This window comes from Shewanella sp. FJAT-52076 (assembly GCF_019457455.1).
GTDB classification, from domain to species: Bacteria; Pseudomonadota; Gammaproteobacteria; order Enterobacterales; family Shewanellaceae; genus Shewanella; species Shewanella zhangzhouensis.
Map to the genome: position 1 here is coordinate 3720519 of NZ_CP080415.1, position 18231 is coordinate 3738749.

The window sequence follows — 18231 nt, forward strand, 5'->3', positions numbered from 1 at the left end:
GTTACTCCGCTTCCACCGACTTGGTACTGGCCTCATCGCGGCTGGAGAAGAACTCCCGGGTCAACTTGAACACCACAGGGCTCAGCAGCGCCAGTGCAATCAGGTTGGGGATGGCCATCATAGCATTGAGGGTATCGGCCAGGAGCCACACAAAGTCCAACGACCCCATGGCACCCAAGGGCACCACCAGGGTCCAAATCAAACGAAACGGCATCACAGCCTTCACCCCGAGCAGATACTGGACGCATTTTTCGCTGTACACACTCCAGCCAAGGATGGTGGTAAAGGCGAAAATCGCCAGCGCAACGGCAACGATATAGTCACCGATGGGCAGGGCGTGGGAGAAGGCGTAAGAGGTAAGCGCAGCACCGTTTTCACCGGAGGTCCAGGCGCCGGAGACCACGATGGCAAGACCTGTGATGCTGCACACTATGATGGTATCGATAAAGGTACCCAGCATACCCACCAGGCCCTGAGTAACCGGACTCTTGGTTTGCGCCGCTGCGTGGGCAATAGGCGCACTGCCAAGACCCGCCTCGTTGGAAAACACCCCGCGGGCAACACCCATCTGGATAGCCACCATAACAGCAGCGCCGGCAAAACCACCCTGAGCAGCTACAGGGCTGAAGGCGCTGGAGATAATAAGGCTCAAGGCAGCGGGAATTTCACTGGCATACACCACCAGCACGGCAAGGCCGGCGGTAATGTAAAATATGGTCATCAGGGGAACCAGCTTACCCGCTACTATGGCAATGCGCTTGATACCGCCCATCAGCACCAGTCCCACCAGCACCATCATCACCACACCCGACACCCAGGCAGGCACACCGAAGTTACTGGTCAGCGCCGAAGCCACAGAGTTGGCCTGCACTGTGTTACCAATTCCGAAACCGGCGAAAGAACCGAACAGTGCAAAGGCAGTACCAAGCCAGGTCCATTTGCTGCCCAGACCATTCTTGATGTAATACATGGGGCCACCGATATAGTTGCCCTTTTCGTCTACTTCGCGATAACGCACCGCCAGCACGGCCTCAGAATATTTGGTGGCCATACCCACCAGGGCCGTACACCACATCCAGAACAGCGCCCCAGGGCCACCCACAAAAATAGCGGTGGCCACACCGGCAATGTTACCCGTACCTATGGTTGCGGAGAGGGAAGTCATAAGGGCGTTGAAAGGACTGACATCGCCTTTCACCTCTTTGCCCTGACCGGGAGTGCGACCTGACCACAGCAGCCTGAAGCCCTTGCCAAGCTTGAGAATAGGCAACAGCTTGAGGCCCAGAGAAAGGTACAGGCCGACGCCGAGGATCATGACCAGCATGGGAATACCCCACACCAGACTATTGAGCGACTTTACTAATTCAGTTACAGCTTCCATTCAAACCTCGTCGATGCTTTTCTTCTTATTTATCTTGTTCTTCTCACACCCCGAGCCGGGGTAAGCGCAGCGACCAGATTACAACGAATAGTTAACAATTGGAAAGCCAGAATCATTCAGGCTGGGACGCCGATGGCCGCTCCAGTATCTGTTTCAGATTGGCAAGACCGCTATCCAGGTCCTTCAGGATTAAAGACTCCACATCCATCAGGGGAATAAGCAGATTGGTGGGGTAAGGCATATGTCCAACGAAGCCCCAGGTCACCAGGGTGCTGCCGTCCTCAATGGGTTCTGTAGTGAGATAGGCGCTGTCGTTGGACGTGAAAGGCTCGATAAAGCGCAGTGCATAATCTATTCGCTTGCCGGGCACTATGGCCATGATTTCCTGCTCGCCTTTACCCACATCGGGATTGCTGCTCTCCCAGGCACTGACAAAACCGGGCTCACCATCGGTGCCGGTAAAATGCTGCTGCATGTTGGGATCCATCCTGGCCCAGACGCTGAATTCATCCTGATGCTTCAACAACCTGAGATAGTCGAAGACTTCGTCAACTGGACGGTCGATGGTGCGACTGACACTGACCTCATAATCCGACTTGATAAACAGTGCCGCGATAAAGGGGGCGGCTATCAACAGCAAAATCACGATAAGGAATTTTTTCAACATAGCGGGCTCCAGCTCCAGTGATTGCGGTACGGCCAAATCCGCTACTTCACCTGTTTTAGATCCAATTTATCTGCTTTGGCAAGTCTCTGGGCACAGCGCTGGCACAGACATGAGGACATGTCTTGGGGTAATTGTCTGGGAAAAGCCGCGTTCAAACACCAGCAAGCGCCAATGGACTTACCGCTTTGTACGGCACAGTCATTGTTGTTCTGGCAAAGAGGGCACTGGTTGGGATTAGTCATTCAAGGTCGCTGGCGGTAGCAATGTTTCAAGGTTAACAACCGATACAAGAGGCTGCCAAGGGAAAGCAGTGCGTAAATCACCACCGTACTCCACAGCAGAACACCTGATGGACTATCTGGTCGCAACTGCAATAAAAACAAAGCAGTAATAATGGATAATGAGATTATCAGTTTAACCACATCCATGGGAAGCTGCTGTTCGAGCAAACGGATTTTGTCGTTCATGGTGTTTGGCATCCTTGTCCATCACCCACTCACCTTAGTGTAGGAACAGCCAAAAACCAAAAGGGCTCCTTCAAAAAGGAGCCCTGTCTTGCCTGTTTCGGGTAAAAATCAGTCCTGCTTGGGACGAACCCCCAGTGTGTGACAAATGGCGTAGCTGAGTTCGGCGCGGTTCAGGGTGTAGAAGTGGAAATCCTTCACCCCTTCACGGGCCAGCACTTTCACCATATCAATGGCCACGTTAGCGCCCACCAGCTGACGGGTCGCGGCGTCATTTTCCAAGCCTTCAAACTGACGGTGCAACCAACCCGGAATACTCACATTGGTCATGGCGGCGAAGCGCTTTAGCTGGGTAAAGTTGGTCACAGGCAGAATACCCGGCACGATTTCCACATCTATACCTGCGGCCACACAACGGTCGCGGAAACGCAGATAAGACTCCACGTCGAAGAAAAACTGCGTAATGGCACGGTTGGCGCCCGCATCGATTTTTCGCTTGAGATTCACCAAATCCGCCTGCGCATTGGCGGCCTCCGGGTGCACTTCGGGATAGGCGGCCACCGAAATATCAAAGTCGGCAACACTCTTCAGCAAACGAACCAGATCGGCGGCAAAACGGGTTGGTTTAGGGCTGCCGGCAGGCAAGTCTCCACGCAGCGCAACAATATTACGAATGCCCTGATTCCAGTAATTTTTGGCCAGTGCCAACAGCTCTTCATCGCTGGCGTCCACCAGGGTCAGATGCGGGGCCGCAACCAGTTGGGTTTCTTGCTGGATACGCTCAATCACGCCGTGGGTACGGTCACGCACGCCTGAGTTGGCGCCGTAGGTCACAGACACAAATTTGGGATTCAGCGGCTCGAGACGGCGGATGGAGTTCCACAGGATCTGCTCCATCTCAGGGGTTGAGGGTGGGAAAAATTCGAATGACACATTGATATCACCAACCTCAGCCAGATTCTGGTTCAGTGAGTTTGCGTGTTGTGCGTGATGAAATGCCATTGATAACTCCCTCAATTCTTCAAATGGACGTTTGGACGTCTATATGGCTATATACTAGAGATTCCCGTCTCTAAGTCAAGTTAAAAAATGGCCCGATCTTGCCCTTTTTGCGAGCAGAAGGCGGAAAAAACACAGGGACTCAAAAGAGTCCCTGTTATTCAACACGTTATAAAATCAGTCCTGCAAGAGATCCCGACAGATCTGCACCAGATCAGATTGAACCGCCGCGGCTGTTACCTCACGACCGGCTCCAGGCCCCCTGATAATCAATGGATTACCCTGATAGAAAGTACTGCGGATCACAAACACGTTGTCACCCGGGGTGAGATTGGCATAAGGGTGGGCCTTATCAACCCACTGCAAACCTACCCGTGCCGTTAACTGACCACCGGCTCTGTCCAGTGCAGCGATATAGCGCAGCACCTTGCCCTCGGCCGCGGCAGCTGCCAAGGCATCAGCCATTGGGGTATCGAGTTCATCAATGCGGGCAAGAAACTCATCCAGCGGCAGCTCCGCCAGATGCTGCGGCACAGGGGACTCCACCTGAATATCGTCCAGCTCCAGATCCAGGCCGATTTCCCGCGCAAGGATTAGCAGTTTGCGCTGCATATCGCGACCGGAAAGATCGTCCCGCGGATCCGGTTCAGTGATACCAAGGCCACGGGCCTCAATCACCAATTCAGAAAACGGACGCTGACCGTCATAGTGCTCGAAAAGCCAACAGAGCGTACCGGAAAAAATCCCGCCCACAGCCTCAACGCTGTCACCACTGTTATGTAAATCGTTAAGCGCATGCTGCACCGGCAAACCGGCACCGCAGCTGGCGTTGTAGCGCCAATAGAGACGACGGTTACCCAACTGCTGCTTGAGATCGCGATAGAAGGGTAAGGGACCAGAGCCTGCCAGCTTGTTGGCACTGACCACATGAATACCACGGGCAAAGAACTCCGGGTACTGCAAGGTCAGGCTGGCACTGGCGCTGATGTCCAGCGCAACCAACTCATCGCAATTAAGGGTCGATAAGGCATCGAACAACTGCCCGTATTGCCAGTCGGTAGCGTATTCCTCGAACTCGGTTTTCCAGTTGTCCAGGTGCACACCTGCGTTATTGATGTAGGCGCGGGATGAACTGACCAGCCCCACAAGCTCAATACGCGCCTCCAGCTCACGGCACAGGCTGCTCTGCGCCCGGCGAAACAGGCTGACCCAGGCTTCGCCGATGTTGCCCACCCCAAGGAGGATTACCCCGATGCGCTTGCGCGGCCCGGCGCAGCGGCGGTGCACCTTTTGCGTGAGCAGGTTTACCTGGGCCTTGGGCACCAGGGTCACCAGACTCAGGCTGTCATGATACAAAGGCTTGGCCTCGCGGCTGAGCAGGCGGGCAAAACTCTTGCGGTAAAGCACCGCATCAGCGCTCACCAGTGCCACCAAACCAAAATCGTCGCTGATGGATACATCGCCCAGACCATATGCCTCAGAGTTGGCCTTTAAAAAGGCGCTGACCTGCTTTTGATTTTCCGGGGTATATGCCAGCTCCAAGCCACCACGGGAACCCTGCCAGCTTGCCAGCGGTGTTAACCCAGAGGCAGACAAAGTTGCCAACAGGGCATCGGCGTCGACCTGAGTCGTGAGGCTAAAGAGCGCCACTTCAGAGAGGTTAGTCACCACGGGAGCACTGGCCTGAGAGCTGGTTGGAGCAACCAGGGTGAAGTCGGTATGGGGGGCATAGCTTGAGCGCACCGCCATGCTCACCTGGGTGTTAAAAAGGGGCTGCAGTGTGCGGCTGTGCAGCACGGGGGAACCCAATCGCGCCAAGCGGTCGGCCTCAGCAAGAGACATGCTCTTGAGCAGCTTGGCATCGTTTATCTTATTCGGGTCGGCGTTAAACACCCCTTCCACATCGGTCCAGATGGTGACCCGTTCGATATCCGCCAGACTGGCAATCAGGGTCGCAGAAAAGTCAGACCCATTGCGGCCCAGCAGCAGGGTTTCACCGGCCGGGTTGGCACAGATAAAGCCAGTGATTACGATGCGTTCGTTTTCATGTTCGGCCAGCATGGCGGCCACTTTTTCGCGGGACTCCTGCTCGCGAATATTGGGCACGGCACCTTCATCTGCCACCAGTATGCTGCAGGCATCCACATGGCTTGCCGCTACGCCGGATTCACGCAACAGCGCCGCCATCAGCCTGGCGGACCAACGCTCGCCAAAGCTCACCACATGGCTGGTTTGATAGTCGTTGAGCGTTTCCAGTGACAAGAGGCTGATCAGCTGCGCCTTATCGGTGGACAAACGCTCTCGCAGATAGCGGGCCTGCTCGGCACTCAGCAACTGTTCAATCAGGTTTTGCTGATAGCTTATCAGCACCTGCAATTCTTCCTGCCACAGCGCTTTGGCATCACGCAGCGAAAGCAGCTTATACAAAAAGTTGGTGGTTTTACCGGCGGCGGACACCACCACCAGGTCGTCGCTGTGGCCCTGGGTCAACAGGATATGGGCCACGCGGCGGTAACAATCGGCATCGGCCAGACTGGAGCCACCAAACTTATGCAAATGACAACGCGCCATCACTGACTCCTATTCAACAGGCTGCTACGGCAGCCAGGCCGGCTTGGATATCGGCCACTAAATCTTCTGCATCTTCAATCCCCACCGACAGGCGCAGCAGGGTGTCTTTTATTCCGGCCTCGGCGCGGGCTTCCGGCACCATGGCTCTGTGGGTCATAGTAGCGGGCACGGCAACCAGCGACTCAACGCCGCCCAGGCTTTCGGCCACACTGAAGTGCTGTAAGGCTTCGAGGAAAGCCACCACTTCTTTTTCGCCCCCCACCAGCTCAAAACTCAGCATAGCGCCAAAGCCTTTTTGTTGCCGTGCGGCTATCTCATGGCCCGGGTGGTCCGCAAGGCCCGGGTAATACACCTTGCTCACCTGGGGGCTGTTTTTCAGTACTTCCACTATGCGCTGGGCATTGGATTGATGCTCGCGCACCCGTACGCCCAGGGTACGGATACCACGCAGGGTGAGATAACTGTCAAAGGCACTGCCGGTAAGGCCCAGGGTGTTGGACCACCAGTGCAGGGTCTCGCCCAGTTCGGCATCTTTGGCAATCACGGCGCCGCCCACCACATCGCTGTGGCCATTGATGTACTTGGTAGTGGAGTGAATCACTATATCGGCGCCCAAAAGCAGTGGCTGCTGCAAAATGGGCGACAGGAAGGTGTTGTCCACCACCACCAGGGCACCAACTTTGTGGCTGGCAGCACTGATGGCCTGAATATCCACCACCCGCAGCAGCGGATTGGATGGGGTTTCGAGCCATACCATGCGCGGCTTTTGGGCAATCACGGCCGCCAGCGCAGCATCGTCGGTCTGGTCGACCACGGCCAGCTTAAAGGCCCCTTTTTTGGCGAGGTTGGTAAAGAGGCGATAGCTACCACCGTAACAATCGTGGGGCACGACCAGGAGATCGTCCGGCCCCAGCAGGCTGGTCACCAGGGTAATGGCGGCCATGCCGGTGCACGTTATAACGCCAGTCGCACCCTGTTCCAGCTCGGCCAACGCCTCGCCCAGAATACAGCGGGTCGGATTACCCGAGCGGCTGTAGTCGAATTTGCGCGGATTCTTGTGGCCATCGAAGGAATAATTGGTCGATAAATAGATGGGAGGAACCACGGCACCGTGCTGGGTATCGCTCTCTATGCCCTGACGCACCGCTATGGTGGCTGCTTTGCGCTGTGTCATTTTGTACTCCTCCGAGGTTACCGCACGGAAATAAAGATGTCTGGATGGCTAAATTTACCTAAGCACCGGCAACAGGTCAATAGGCATCAAGACGTTTAGACGTCTAAACGTAAGAAAATCTGTTGATGTTTAGGGTGATTTCGCAGCAATAATTTGACTGTAGTTTGTAAGGGTTTAAAATCTCCTGCGAATTTTGGAATAAACAGGTGAGTCAATGACTGAGTGGAATGGCGATTACATCAGCCCCTATGCTGAGCACGGCAAAAAGAATGAGCAAGTGAAAAAGATCACCGTGTCTATTCCTTTAAAAGTGTTGAAGATCCTCACTGACGAACGTACCCGTCGCCAGGTGAACAACCTTCGTCACGCCACCAACAGTGAACTGCTGTGTGAAGCTTTTTTGCATGCTTACACCGGCCAGCCACTGCCAAACGACGATGATCTGTCCAAGGACAAACCCGACTCCATCCCATCAGAGGCGAAAAAACTGATGGATGAGATGGGCATCGAATGGGAAGACATGGAATAACTCTCCCAGCTGTATATCACAAGGACCCGAATGGGTCCTTGTGTCGTTTCTGGAGTCGCTTTTGATGTTTCCCGATCTCATCACCCTGGTCCTTGCCCTGCTGATTATCTTCAGTGGTGCCCTTATCCAAAGCCTGATTGGCTTTGGTCTTGCCGTGGTTGCCAGCCCGCTGCTGTATCTGGTTGAACCCGAGCTGGTGCCCGTGCCCGTTATTCTGATGGGCTTCTCCATTGCCCTGCTCACTTTGCTCAGGGAACGCAGCGCTCTGGAGTTTGCCGGTCTGCAATATGCCCTGCTTGGACGCATTCCTGGGGGCATTCTGGGTGCCAGCCTGCTGCTGATGGCCCCACAATCCATACTGGGACTCGCCATTGCCGTGATTGTGGCGCTGGCCGTGATGCTGAGTCTGATGAAAATCAGCGCTCCCATCAATCGCCTGACCCTGTTTATCGCCGGCACTGTGTCCGGCGTGTTTGGCACCATAGCCGCCATTGGCGGCCCACCGATGGCGATTCTGCTGGCCGGTAAAGACCCCAATAAATTCCGCGCGGCCCTGTCGGCATTTTTTATCTTCAGCTCATTGATAGCCTTGAGTATCCTGGCCTTTGCCGGATTGGTTACTGTGGCGCAGCTCCAATGGTCAGTCATACTGTTACCCGCGGTATTTTGCGGCTACTGGGTGGCGGGTCGGCTCCTTGGGCGGATCGATAAACAAAAAACCAGAGTCGCTACCCTGGTTCTTTGCTCAATCAGTGCACTGGTGCTGGCGACCAAGTCACTTGTGGTATTGCTGGCCAGTTAATGCGGCGACGGTGCTGCTTTAAAAGTGATAGGAGCTTTGCAGCACAGCGCCCAGGGTGTCTTTATCTCCCCACATACCGGCCAGATCCAGCTTGAATCCTGAACCTATCTGAAAGCCGGTACCGAACGAATAGAGATCGGCCGTCATATCATTGAGATCCTGACGGTAACCCACCCGCAGCGACAACCAGTCCAGTGCATGCCATTCAGCGCCCAAACGCCAATATTTGGTGCCCTCAAGACCGACAAATTTCTCGTTGTCCATCAAGTCCAGATCTGAACTCAGCTGCCAATTGCCGCTTTGAAACGCGGCGCCAATGGTGACCATGGGGCCTACCCGGAAAGTTGCACTAACCCATTCAGACTCTATGGTATCCAGCTCACGCTCAATCAGGTTGCGGCCCACCAGCCCCAGGGTCAGTCCTTCCATGGGCATCAAGGCAATACCGGCATCCAGGTTAAAGCCCGTGTCATCGTTGCGATAGTCGTCGCTGTCGAAATCACCGGCATCGAAGTTGTTGGCACTGACGGCATAGTTAAAACTGTCGAGCCGCTGCAGTTTGGGGGTCAGGCCCACGGTCACGGGCATATTGACGATGGATAACGGCAAGCTGACCGAAAGCGCCAGCTCAGACGAGGCACCGGCAATCACCCGTCCCTGAGAAGTTAAATCCTCCAGCGCTGGTGGCGCTTGTGGGTCCAGGGCTTCCAGAAGCTGGATGTCGGCATCACTGATGTCCGCTACGGCAATGCCATCGAGGTAACTGCGGTAATACACACCCCAACTAATCCCCTTAGTGGGCATGGCAAAACTGAATCCTATGCCTGCAGAGGCATAAGCGGTATTGCCATCCAGCCCCCGTAAATCACCCAGCAGGGCCTGGCGAAAGCTGTCGATGGCATCCACATCCCCTCCGTCGATTGCCGCATCCAGGCCGTCATAATTATCTTCGAGGGTATCGAATTTATCGGTCATATTGTCCTGGTCAGAGACCTCGGCTCCAAGCACAGGAATCAGCAGCCCAAAGTCCCCTTCTGTGTAACCGGGCAAAGACAGGAGTGCTGGGTTCATCCAGGGGGCCGCCTCCAAACTGGCCGACGCCACCCCCGTGCCGCCCAGGGCGTCACTTCGGGCTTCAAATACATCCTGGGCAGCAAAACTGTATGGACAGAGTATCATCCCCAACGAGGCGGCGATGAGTTTCATCTTCATCCTGTTCTCCCTGATTTTTCTGTTTTTGACCCGGCAACGATCTTTTAAAAGCTTAGTTCAGCGTGGAACAACGCGCTGAAATATCATCATAAAAAAAGCCCGCATTGGCGGGCTTTTTTGGTTAATCGATTCGAGCAATCAAGACAGATAAGATTGACCGGCGTAAAGGATGAAATGCCGCAGTGCAAGCACCCCAATCAGGCTGGCGCAGGCCGCAGTTACCATGGCGCTGCGACCATGTTTACCGCTGAGGCGCATCAGCAGCGGCACCCCAAAGCCGATAGCCACTACCCCAATCCAGAACACCGATGCCCAGAGTCCGCCAGAGAGGGATGCCAGGGCCGCCGCCGCTGCGCCACCTTTGAAATACAGCGCAGTAAACAGCATAAACAGGAACAGCATTTCCATGCCCATCACCGGAAGTTCAAAGGCGTGCTGCCGCTCAAGGTCGCCAGAGTGGTCACCCGAAGCCTGGCTGCCATGCTTATCGCCACCAAACATCAGTACTGCCAGTAAACTGTTGGCCGCAGCTCCCGCCGATAAGCCAGACACCAAAAACAGCGCAGGCAGCACCGCGGTATTGAGCATAGGATAGGCATTCATCGCAGAAATCAGGAAACCGGTATAGGCCCCCACCACCAGCGACAGCAAAAAGAGCGCACCTTCCAGCATGCCGCGAAGCTTACCAAGGCTATCGGCAAGGCCGGTGAGGAAGCCCAGGCCACACTTTGGCAGCTCATCTTTGAGCACCACCAGCGCATAGGCAAAGGTCAGCGGAATGTAAGCCAAAAGCGCTATCACCCCAATCGACATCACCGAGCTTAAGTTGTAGTTAATCAGGATCAGCCAGAAGTGGAACGGCTTGGTCAGGTCAAACACCAGACACAGCATCCCAAGGCATATGGCGATGGGCGCAATCAAGGCGGCGGCCTTGAGCACGGCGCTTTCACCACGGCTCTGGCCGCTGCCCTGGATTTGGCCTCGATACCAGCGCAGACCAATCCCCATCAGCAAACTGCCCGCCGACAAACCGGCCATAAAGAGGTACACCGCAATCACCCAATGCCAGGTAATGCCGTCGTACTGACTCATATCACCCCAGATATTGTTCATAATCAGATACCTCCACGCTTGGCTGGAATACGGTACAGCCTGGGTTTGGTGCCAAGATGTGTCTTGTCCTGATAGCTCACCTTGGTGGCCAGCAGTTTGGACACCTCGCTGGCAGGGTCGGCTGCATCACCGAAACAGAGTGCATCTGTGGGGCACACTGTGACACAGGCGGGTTGTTCACCCCGGGCAAGACGGGTTTCCTTACAGAAGTTGCACTTGTCCGCGACCCTGGTTTCAGGGTTCATAAAGCGCACCTTGTAGGGACAGGCGGCCACGCAGTACATGCAGCCCACGCACTTGTCGGCCTTGATGGACACAATGCCATCGTCACCAACATAGGCGGCGCCGGTTGGGCACACCTTGACGCAGGGCGCATCCTCACACTGCTGACACGACACCCGGTTGTACTTGAAGTGCAAATGGGGCGCCTCACCAAAGGGGCCTTCGATCCGCACCTGCAAGCGGCTAACGCCATCGGGTACCTGATTGATGCTGCGGCAAGCCACGCTGCAAGCCTGACAGCCGATGCACTTGTTCTCGTCGTGCACCATTACGTATCTTTTGCTCATAGTCCGGGCCCCCTTATGCCTTTTCCAGGATCACACCCGTGGTGTGCACGTTCATGCCGCAGATAGGCGCCGTCACATTGGGCAGCAGGTTTCCACAGTGGATGCCCTTGCCGCTGGCGCGCACCAGCTCACGGTTTTTCGAACCAAAGCCCATGTAAGCAAACACGGTATCCGGGCGGATGCCCTTGGTGACCAGCGCCTTGCCCTCTTCCACGCCCACGCTGGATTTAAGCCGGATAGCATCACCATCCTTGATGCCCAGCGCCTCGGCAGTACTGGGGTGCACCCACACGGCGTTGTCCGACATCAGGTTGGCCAACATGGGGATATTGTGGGTAGCACCATTGGTGTGCACCGCCACCTTGCCCTGAATGAAGTAGAGCTCATTGGGCTGTTTTAAGGTCACGGGCCGGTATTTGATGCCGCCGCGGCCCGGGGCCATGGCTTCCACCTTGGGACTCACCAGCTCAATCTTGCCGCTGGGGGTTTTGAACTTGAGCAGGCTGGCGTAACTGCCGTCTTCATCCGCGGTATGGGCACCGGGATAGGCCGCCACAAAGTCCTGCACCATGGACTTTTCACGCAGCATCAGCGGCTTGCCATAGCTGACAAAGCCCTTTTCCTTGATGTGATTCAAGAGCGCCACATCCTTGTTGGCCTGCAGCAGTTGCAGGGTTTCCATGGTCTCCCAGGGGTAGTACTTGTCCATGCCCATCTCAAGACCCAGCTCGCGGAAGATTTGCCAGGACGGCTTGGTGTCGCCAATCACGTCCACCACCCGCTGACGCACATAGTAGCCGGGGCTCTTGCCGGACTTGTCACTGATCTCTTCGTCACGCTCAAGGTAGGTAGACTCGGGCAAAATCAAATCGGCCCAGGCGGCGGTTTCGCTGATATACACATCCACCACCGCCACAAAATCGAGCTTTTTCAGCGACTCAACCACCTTGGCGCGGTCAGTCATGGTTTGCATCGGGTTGGTGCGGCACATCACCCAGCCACGCAGCTGATAGGGTTTGGCCTCCAGGGTTGCATCGATAACCGACTGATAAATACCGCCTTCGCTCCACATCATGGCGTACTGCTCATCGACCTGATCGATACGCTTTGCCGTTGGCTTGGGCATGTCGGCCACGCCGGGTTTACCCAGCACTGGCGCTACGGCTTCACCGGCAAGCTTGTTGTACCCGGCCGCCTTCTGGCCAAAGTAGATACCGCCCTTGCGCTCAAAGTTGCCAATCAGCACGTTGGCCGCGTACAGGGCCCGGCGCATATCAAACTCTTCCGGGGTGAAGGTGGCGCGGTGGCCAAAGTCCACCACCGCATGGGGCGCGGCCTTGGCAAATTCGCGGGCAATACGGCGAATGTCTTTGGCAGGTACATCGGAAATGGCTTCTGCCCACTCGGGGGTATAGGCGCTGACTTCGGCGGCAAAGGCCTCGAAGCCTTCCACGTAGCGCTGGATAAAGGCCTTGTCGTAGAGGTTTTCGCTAATCAGCACATGGCACAGCGCCAGCGCCACCGCCACATCAGAGCCGGGACGAATGGCGTACCATTCATCGGCCTTGTCGGCCACGATGGAGAAGCGCGGCTCAAACACCACCAGCTTGGCGCGCTTGTCGGTTTGCGCCTTCATCATGGCGCGGGTCTCGGACATATTGATGCCTTCGTAAAGGTTATGGCCGAAGTTGATGATGTATTTGGAATTACCCAGATCCCGCTTCACCTTGCCACCGAACATGGCTTTGGCGGCCACCACATAGGCGCCGGGGCAGGTAGATGCGTGGGTAAAGGTATTGGGGCTGCCAAAGGCCTTGGCGAAGTGAAACAGATGGCCCGACAGCGAGCCTGATTTGGACGAGAAGGCCACGGCTTCGGCGCCGTGTTCGCGGCGAATTTGCTCAAGCCGCTTTGCGAGGATACCGTAGGCTTCGCTCCATTCAATCTCCTGCCACTTACCTTCACCGCGCTCGCCGACGCGTTTCAGGGGTTTTACCAACCGTTGTGGGTCATACAGCAAACTATGGCCAGCACCACCGCGGGCACACACCTTGCCGCCAAAGGATTTGGCTGCCGCGTTGCCTTCGATATACACAGCCTTTCCATCCAGCACCCGCGCCGAAATTGGGCAACGGGTGGAGCACATTTCACAAATACTCGGAATGGCTTTTTCGCTGCCACTGAGGGGCTGTGCCCCCATGGCCGCCAGCGTCCCCGGCAATGCCGTAGCCAGGGCACACCCCGCCCCGGCCGCACCGGCACCTTTGAGAAAGTCGCGCCTGCAGAGCTCTATCATGGTTTCCTCCAAATGCCCAAAGGGCAGAATGGGATTAGCGTTATCGTTCTTCTGTGGCGAATGACAGGCATTCACCGGCTAATGCCATTGTCTGCAGGGCGTATGGGCAGAGATATTGTGGAAAACCACATAGCGCGCCCCTTTGTGATGCAGGCAACACTAAAAGTCCGGGCTGCTGTCAACAGACACCCTGGTGAAATCGGGTTTGAAAGAAAACGGGATAGATTGACTCTCGTTTGAGGTGGGCTCATTGAACCTGACAGCCCAACCTAAAGTACCCAAGAGGATCATCAAAGCAGTGAATTCGACGCCAAGACACCCCTAAAGAGGTAGTTAAGTGGAAGGGGATATTCAAAAACGTCACATAGATCACACACATTTAACCAGTGTTTCTAGCCAAAGATTAGTAAGAGCTAAAATTTAAAAGTATTATTTTTCATAGCACTAACAAACATTCATTAGATTTTTTTCAATGAAATTTTTATCAATTAGATAAATTTCATGAATCTGATCCACTTCAAATTTCTCTTTATCGTCCTTTGTTAAATTTTAGCCAACAGGAAATGAGGGAGCCCGGCTCCCCGTTCAGGGAAGAAAACCAGCCAACCCGCGAAAGGAAGATGATGATGAAAACCACCCACTCCATTGGCCTCGGACTGCTCCTTGGCCTGATCCTCGGCAGCAGCGCTATGGCAGCCGATGGCGGTAATCCCAAGAAAGGCAAACACCTGTACAAAAAAGAATGCAAAGCCTGCCACAGCAAAGGTGACGCAGCCGGAGAACTCACCCCCATGAGCAAGACCATGGCCCAATGGGACAGATTCTTCGAAAAGGATATGCACAAGGGCAAACCCGAAGTATTCCAAAAGCTGTCTGAGCAGGAACTGAAAGACGTACAGCAGTTTCTCTATGACCACGCAGCCGATTCGGACCAACCGCAGACCTGCGGTTAACCCGGAGCGGTTAAGTCTCGCCCGCCTATAACGGGCAAACACCAGAAAAATATTCCCGGGTTGCGGGACACATGGGGCAAGCCCCAGGGCCTGTTACAACCCAAATTCGACCGGCGTGACCGGTCAGGAGCGTGAGTATGCGTACCCTTATCTCTCTGGCAGTGGCAAGTGCACTGGGATTCACTCCCCTGCTGTTTACCCCTCAGTCGCTGGCTGCAGACAACACGGCAACAAGCGATCAGGCAAAAATCGAGCGGCTGCAACAAAAAATTGATGAGCTGTCGGAAGAACTGGCTGACCTCGATACCAGAGTCAATAAAACCGAGCGCCACACAGCGCTGGACCGAATTACTTTCAGCGGCGATTTTCGCACCAAGGTGCACTCGCTGCACTACCGGGATGTCACCTGGAACCCCGGCATCAAGATGAACTTTGATGACTTCGGCCGCCGCGCCATGACCGGTGAATACGGCGATCCCATGGATCCGACCTCTCCGCTTGGCAAGATGATGGCCGCCAATCCGGATATGGCCGCCGCCTTTATGGGTGGACAGCTCTCCGGTGTAATGCCCTGGGCCCTTGGCAGCACAAACACCTACGATATCGACAACGACCTTTTTTACACCACCCGTCTGCGCCTCGATATCAAGGCCAATGTGTGGGAGAACGTGAACTTTGCAGGCCGCCTGTCCATGTACAAAAACTGGGGCGACTCTACCGGTGTACAGGTATTTGATTCCTGGCGTTCTTTCTCCATGGACGGCACAAACTCCGGCAATACCAGCGGCGACTGGCTGCGAGTAGAGCGTGCGTATTTCGACTGGAAAAACATCGGTGGCAGCGAGTTCTATCTGTCCATCGGTCGCCGCCCGTCCACCTATGGCCCTCCTTCACATATCCGCGAAAACGAACAGCGCGGCGGCACTCCTTCTGGCCATCTGGTGCACTTTAACTTCGATGGTGCCACCCTGGGTTATAACCTGGGTGAAATCACCGGTATCGAAGGCCAGGTCGTACGCTTCTGTTACGGTCAGGGCTTTGAATCCCAATGGGGTAACGGTGAACTCTTTGGCAACCTGGTCACAGAAGACACCCACCTCGGCGGCTTCAACATTGACGTCATCAACGATGGTAACCACTTCGTGCAGCTGACCCTGTTCGGCGCCAAGGACATCAACGATGGCTTCAAGGGCTCCATGGCCTTCCCCAACGAACTGGCGGCGATTTTCGCCCCCACCATGTACCAGGACATGCAAAAGTTCGACAGCTTCAACTTTGTTACCCGGGTACAACCCAGCGGCGTGATTGGTGACATGTTCCTGGGCGGCCTCGGTTACGTGTATGAATCCGATGAGGATTTTAAAGCCTTCGCCTCCCTCGGCTGGACCCGCGCCGAGTCAAACGGCAATGCCGGCATGTTTGGTGGTCTGCTCACAGACGCGACCTTTACCGGCAAGGTCAGCGCCGATGGCAGCGAGCTGATGATGGTGCCTCTGGCCGCCGAGAGTGATGCCGCCCACGACGGCTACGGCGTTTATATCGGCATGCAAATGCCCGCCCCCTTCGGCAAGTTTGGCCTTGAGTATAACTACGGTTCCAAATACTGGAGTCCCTTCACCCAGGCCCAGGACGACCCCATCGGCAGCAAGCTCGCCACCCGTGGCCATGTGGTCGAAGCCTACTACCTGTTCGAGGTCAATCCCCGGATGTTTATCAAGCTCGCGGGCCTTTACTACGACTACGAGTACACAGGCTCTGGCACCCCGGTTGGCGCACCTGTGAAGGTGGATGACGTAATGGCCGGCAGCGCCGTGTCCCTGCTGCCGGTGGTGGATACCGCCGTAGACCTCAACGCCTCACTCACCGTGAAGTTCTAACCTCATCAGGCCCCGGCACTGCCGGGGCAGGAGTTTGACCATGAGAACAGTTTTCTCCCAATGGGCCCTCGCCCCCCTGTCCGGCATGATGCTGCTGGGCAGCGGCATGGCAATGGCCGACAATCCCCACAAGGAAGCCATCGAAGGTCCCTTCGCCTCAGGCACCGAGGTCACCCAGCAGTGTCTGGCGTGCCATGAAGATGAGGCCCACGATTTTATGAAAACCTCCCACTGGAGCTGGAGCCTGACCCAGGAGCTGCCCGGCCGCACAGTGGATCGGGGCAAGAAGAACGCCATCAATAACTTCTGTACCTCCATCGCCGGTAACGAGCCACGTTGCACCAGCTGCCACGCGGGTTACGGCTGGAAGGACAGCAGCTTTGATTTCTCCGATGCCGCCAAGGTGGACTGTTTGGTGTGTCACGACACCACGGGCACCTACATTAAAGATCCCGCAGGCGCAGGTGAGCCACTGGCCAAGGTGGATTTGGAAAAAGTGGCCAAAAACGTCGGCAAGCCGGTACGCGACAACTGCGGCAGCTGTCACTTCTACGGTGGCGGCGGTGATGCGGTGAAACACGGGGATCTGGACTCTTCCATGGCCTACCCCGACAAGGCCACCGATGTGCACATGGATGCAGATGGCAACGACTTCCAGTGTCAGGCATGCCACACCACTGAGTCCCACGCCATCAGCGGCAATGCCATGGGTGTGTCTCCCGGCGGTATCGACCATATTGGCTGTGAAAACTGCCACGAAAGCGCGCCGCACAAAAACAAGAAAATCAACGAACACACAGCCACCGTGGCCTGCCAGACCTGCCACATCCCCTTCTTCGCCCGTAACGAAGCCACCAAGATGAGCTGGGACTGGTCGACGGCGGGCCAGGACAGGGAAGAAACCCTGGACGAGTACGGCCGCAAGACCTTCCAGAAGAAGAAAGGCAGCTTCACCTGGGGCAAGATGGTTAAGCCCGCCTATGCCTGGTACAACGGCAAAGCCGGTGCCTATATGGCAGGCGACCCCATCAAGGCCGATGAAGTGACCCGCCTTTCCTATCCCCTGGGCGATATTCAGGATGCGGGCGCCAAAATCTACCCCTTCAAGGTGCACACAGGTAAGCAAATCTATGACAAGAAACACAATATTCTTGCCACTGCCAAAACCTACGGTGCCGGCGGCTACTGGACCGAGTTCGACTGGGATAAAGCGGCCAAACTGGGGATGGAAGCCAACCCGACGCTGAAGGCCAAGGGGATAACGTACAGCGGTGAATATGGTTTTGCGCCAACTGAAATGTGGTGGCGAATCAACCATATGGTGTCGAAGAAAGAGGAAGCTCTCAAGTGTAATGCCTGCCACAACGGCGGCGACCGCCTCGACTGGAAGGCCCTGGGGTACGAAGGTGACCCGATGAAAAACAAACAGGGTCCAAGACACACCAAGAGCAAGTGACGCAATCGCTCACTGGCGCCTCAAGGGGCTGGGTAATCCGGCCCCTCACATGCTTCACCCTTGCACCGGGGATAATCGGCGGCATCTTTGCAACAGATTCCAGGCATTCGCTCCTGCCTGAACCGGTTCTCTCTGAGTACCGGTTTTTTTATGGGACAAAGCCACCCC

16 protein-coding genes are annotated in these 18231 nt (G+C 55.7%); 5 read left to right on the top strand and 11 right to left on the bottom strand.

Going from position 1 to position 18231, the window contains the following annotated elements; genetic code table 11:
* Nucleotide 1 precedes the first annotated feature (1 nt).
* From K0H79_RS16470 to metB, 7 genes are all read right to left on the bottom strand, one after another.
* Complete coding sequence (locus tag K0H79_RS16470) at nt 2–1381, bottom strand: sodium:alanine symporter family protein (protein WP_220065751.1); 1380 nt, start codon at nt 1379–1381, stop codon at nt 2–4.
* A gap of 112 nt (nt 1382–1493) precedes the next feature.
* Nucleotides 1494–2048, bottom strand: coding sequence for an SRPBCC family protein (locus K0H79_RS16475; RefSeq protein WP_220076530.1), 555 nt, complete (start codon nt 2046–2048; stop codon nt 1494–1496).
* Nucleotides 2049–2089: 41 nt separating this feature from the next.
* A complete protein-coding gene (locus K0H79_RS19395; RefSeq protein WP_220076531.1) occupies nt 2090–2290 on the bottom strand; it encodes a cysteine-rich CWC family protein in 201 nt (66 codons plus the stop codon).
* Nucleotides 2291–2515, bottom strand: coding sequence for a hypothetical protein (locus K0H79_RS16485; protein ID WP_220076532.1), 225 nt, complete (start codon nt 2513–2515; stop codon nt 2291–2293).
* A 108-nt stretch (nt 2516–2623) separates the two neighbouring features.
* Nucleotides 2624–3514, bottom strand: coding sequence for a methylenetetrahydrofolate reductase (gene metF, locus K0H79_RS16490; protein WP_220065755.1), 891 nt, complete (start codon nt 3512–3514; stop codon nt 2624–2626).
* 174 nt (nt 3515–3688) lie between these two features.
* Nucleotides 3689–6082 (bottom strand): bifunctional aspartate kinase/homoserine dehydrogenase II, encoded by a 2394-nt coding sequence (locus K0H79_RS16495; RefSeq protein WP_220076533.1) that lies wholly within the window; start codon nt 6080–6082, stop codon nt 3689–3691.
* A 13-nt stretch (nt 6083–6095) separates the two neighbouring features.
* On the bottom strand, nt 6096–7256 hold the full coding sequence (metB, locus tag K0H79_RS16500; protein ID WP_220065757.1) for a cystathionine gamma-synthase: 1161 nt from the start codon (nt 7254–7256) through the stop codon (nt 6096–6098).
* A 214-nt stretch (nt 7257–7470) separates the two neighbouring features.
* Here metB and metJ point away from each other — a divergent pair, with 214 nt between their 5' ends.
* Both metJ and K0H79_RS16510 read left to right on the top strand, forming a co-directional pair.
* Complete coding sequence (gene metJ / locus K0H79_RS16505; RefSeq protein WP_011761279.1) at nt 7471–7785, top strand: met regulon transcriptional regulator MetJ; 315 nt, start codon at nt 7471–7473, stop codon at nt 7783–7785.
* Between the two features lie 64 nt (nt 7786–7849).
* A complete protein-coding gene (locus K0H79_RS16510) occupies nt 7850–8587 on the top strand; it encodes a sulfite exporter TauE/SafE family protein (RefSeq protein WP_220076534.1) in 738 nt (245 codons plus the stop codon).
* Between the two features lie 18 nt (nt 8588–8605).
* Here the strand turns inward: K0H79_RS16510 and K0H79_RS16515 are convergent, their stop codons facing one another.
* The 4 genes from K0H79_RS16515 to phsA form a co-directional block, all read right to left on the bottom strand.
* Nucleotides 8606–9799 (bottom strand): conjugal transfer protein TraF, encoded by a 1194-nt coding sequence (locus K0H79_RS16515; RefSeq protein ID WP_220076535.1) that lies wholly within the window; start codon nt 9797–9799, stop codon nt 8606–8608.
* Nucleotides 9800–9937: 138 nt separating this feature from the next.
* A complete protein-coding gene (gene nrfD, locus K0H79_RS16520; RefSeq protein WP_220076536.1) occupies nt 9938–10912 on the bottom strand; it encodes an NrfD/PsrC family molybdoenzyme membrane anchor subunit in 975 nt (324 codons plus the stop codon).
* 2 nt (nt 10913–10914) lie between these two features.
* Nucleotides 10915–11481, bottom strand: a complete 567-nt coding sequence (locus tag K0H79_RS16525) for a 4Fe-4S dicluster domain-containing protein (protein WP_126169350.1) — start codon at nt 11479–11481, stop codon at nt 10915–10917.
* 13 nt (nt 11482–11494) lie between these two features.
* Nucleotides 11495–13777 (bottom strand): thiosulfate reductase PhsA, encoded by a 2283-nt coding sequence (phsA, locus tag K0H79_RS16530; protein ID WP_220076537.1) that lies wholly within the window; start codon nt 13775–13777, stop codon nt 11495–11497.
* Nucleotides 13778–14400: 623 nt separating this feature from the next.
* Here phsA and K0H79_RS16535 point away from each other — a divergent pair.
* The 3 genes from K0H79_RS16535 (at nt 14401) to K0H79_RS16545 (ending at nt 18063) form a co-directional block, all read left to right on the top strand.
* The gene (locus K0H79_RS16535) at nt 14401–14730 is read left to right on the top strand and encodes a cytochrome c (RefSeq protein ID WP_220067944.1); all 330 of its coding nucleotides are present in this window, start codon (nt 14401–14403) and stop codon (nt 14728–14730) included.
* Between the two features lie 137 nt (nt 14731–14867).
* A complete protein-coding gene (locus K0H79_RS16540; protein WP_220065761.1) occupies nt 14868–16607 on the top strand; it encodes a DUF3373 domain-containing protein in 1740 nt (579 codons plus the stop codon).
* 40 nt (nt 16608–16647) lie between these two features.
* Nucleotides 16648–18063, top strand: a complete 1416-nt coding sequence (locus tag K0H79_RS16545) for a tetrathionate reductase family octaheme c-type cytochrome (RefSeq protein WP_408733356.1) — start codon at nt 16648–16650, stop codon at nt 18061–18063.
* Nucleotides 18064–18231: the final 168 nt, after the last annotated feature.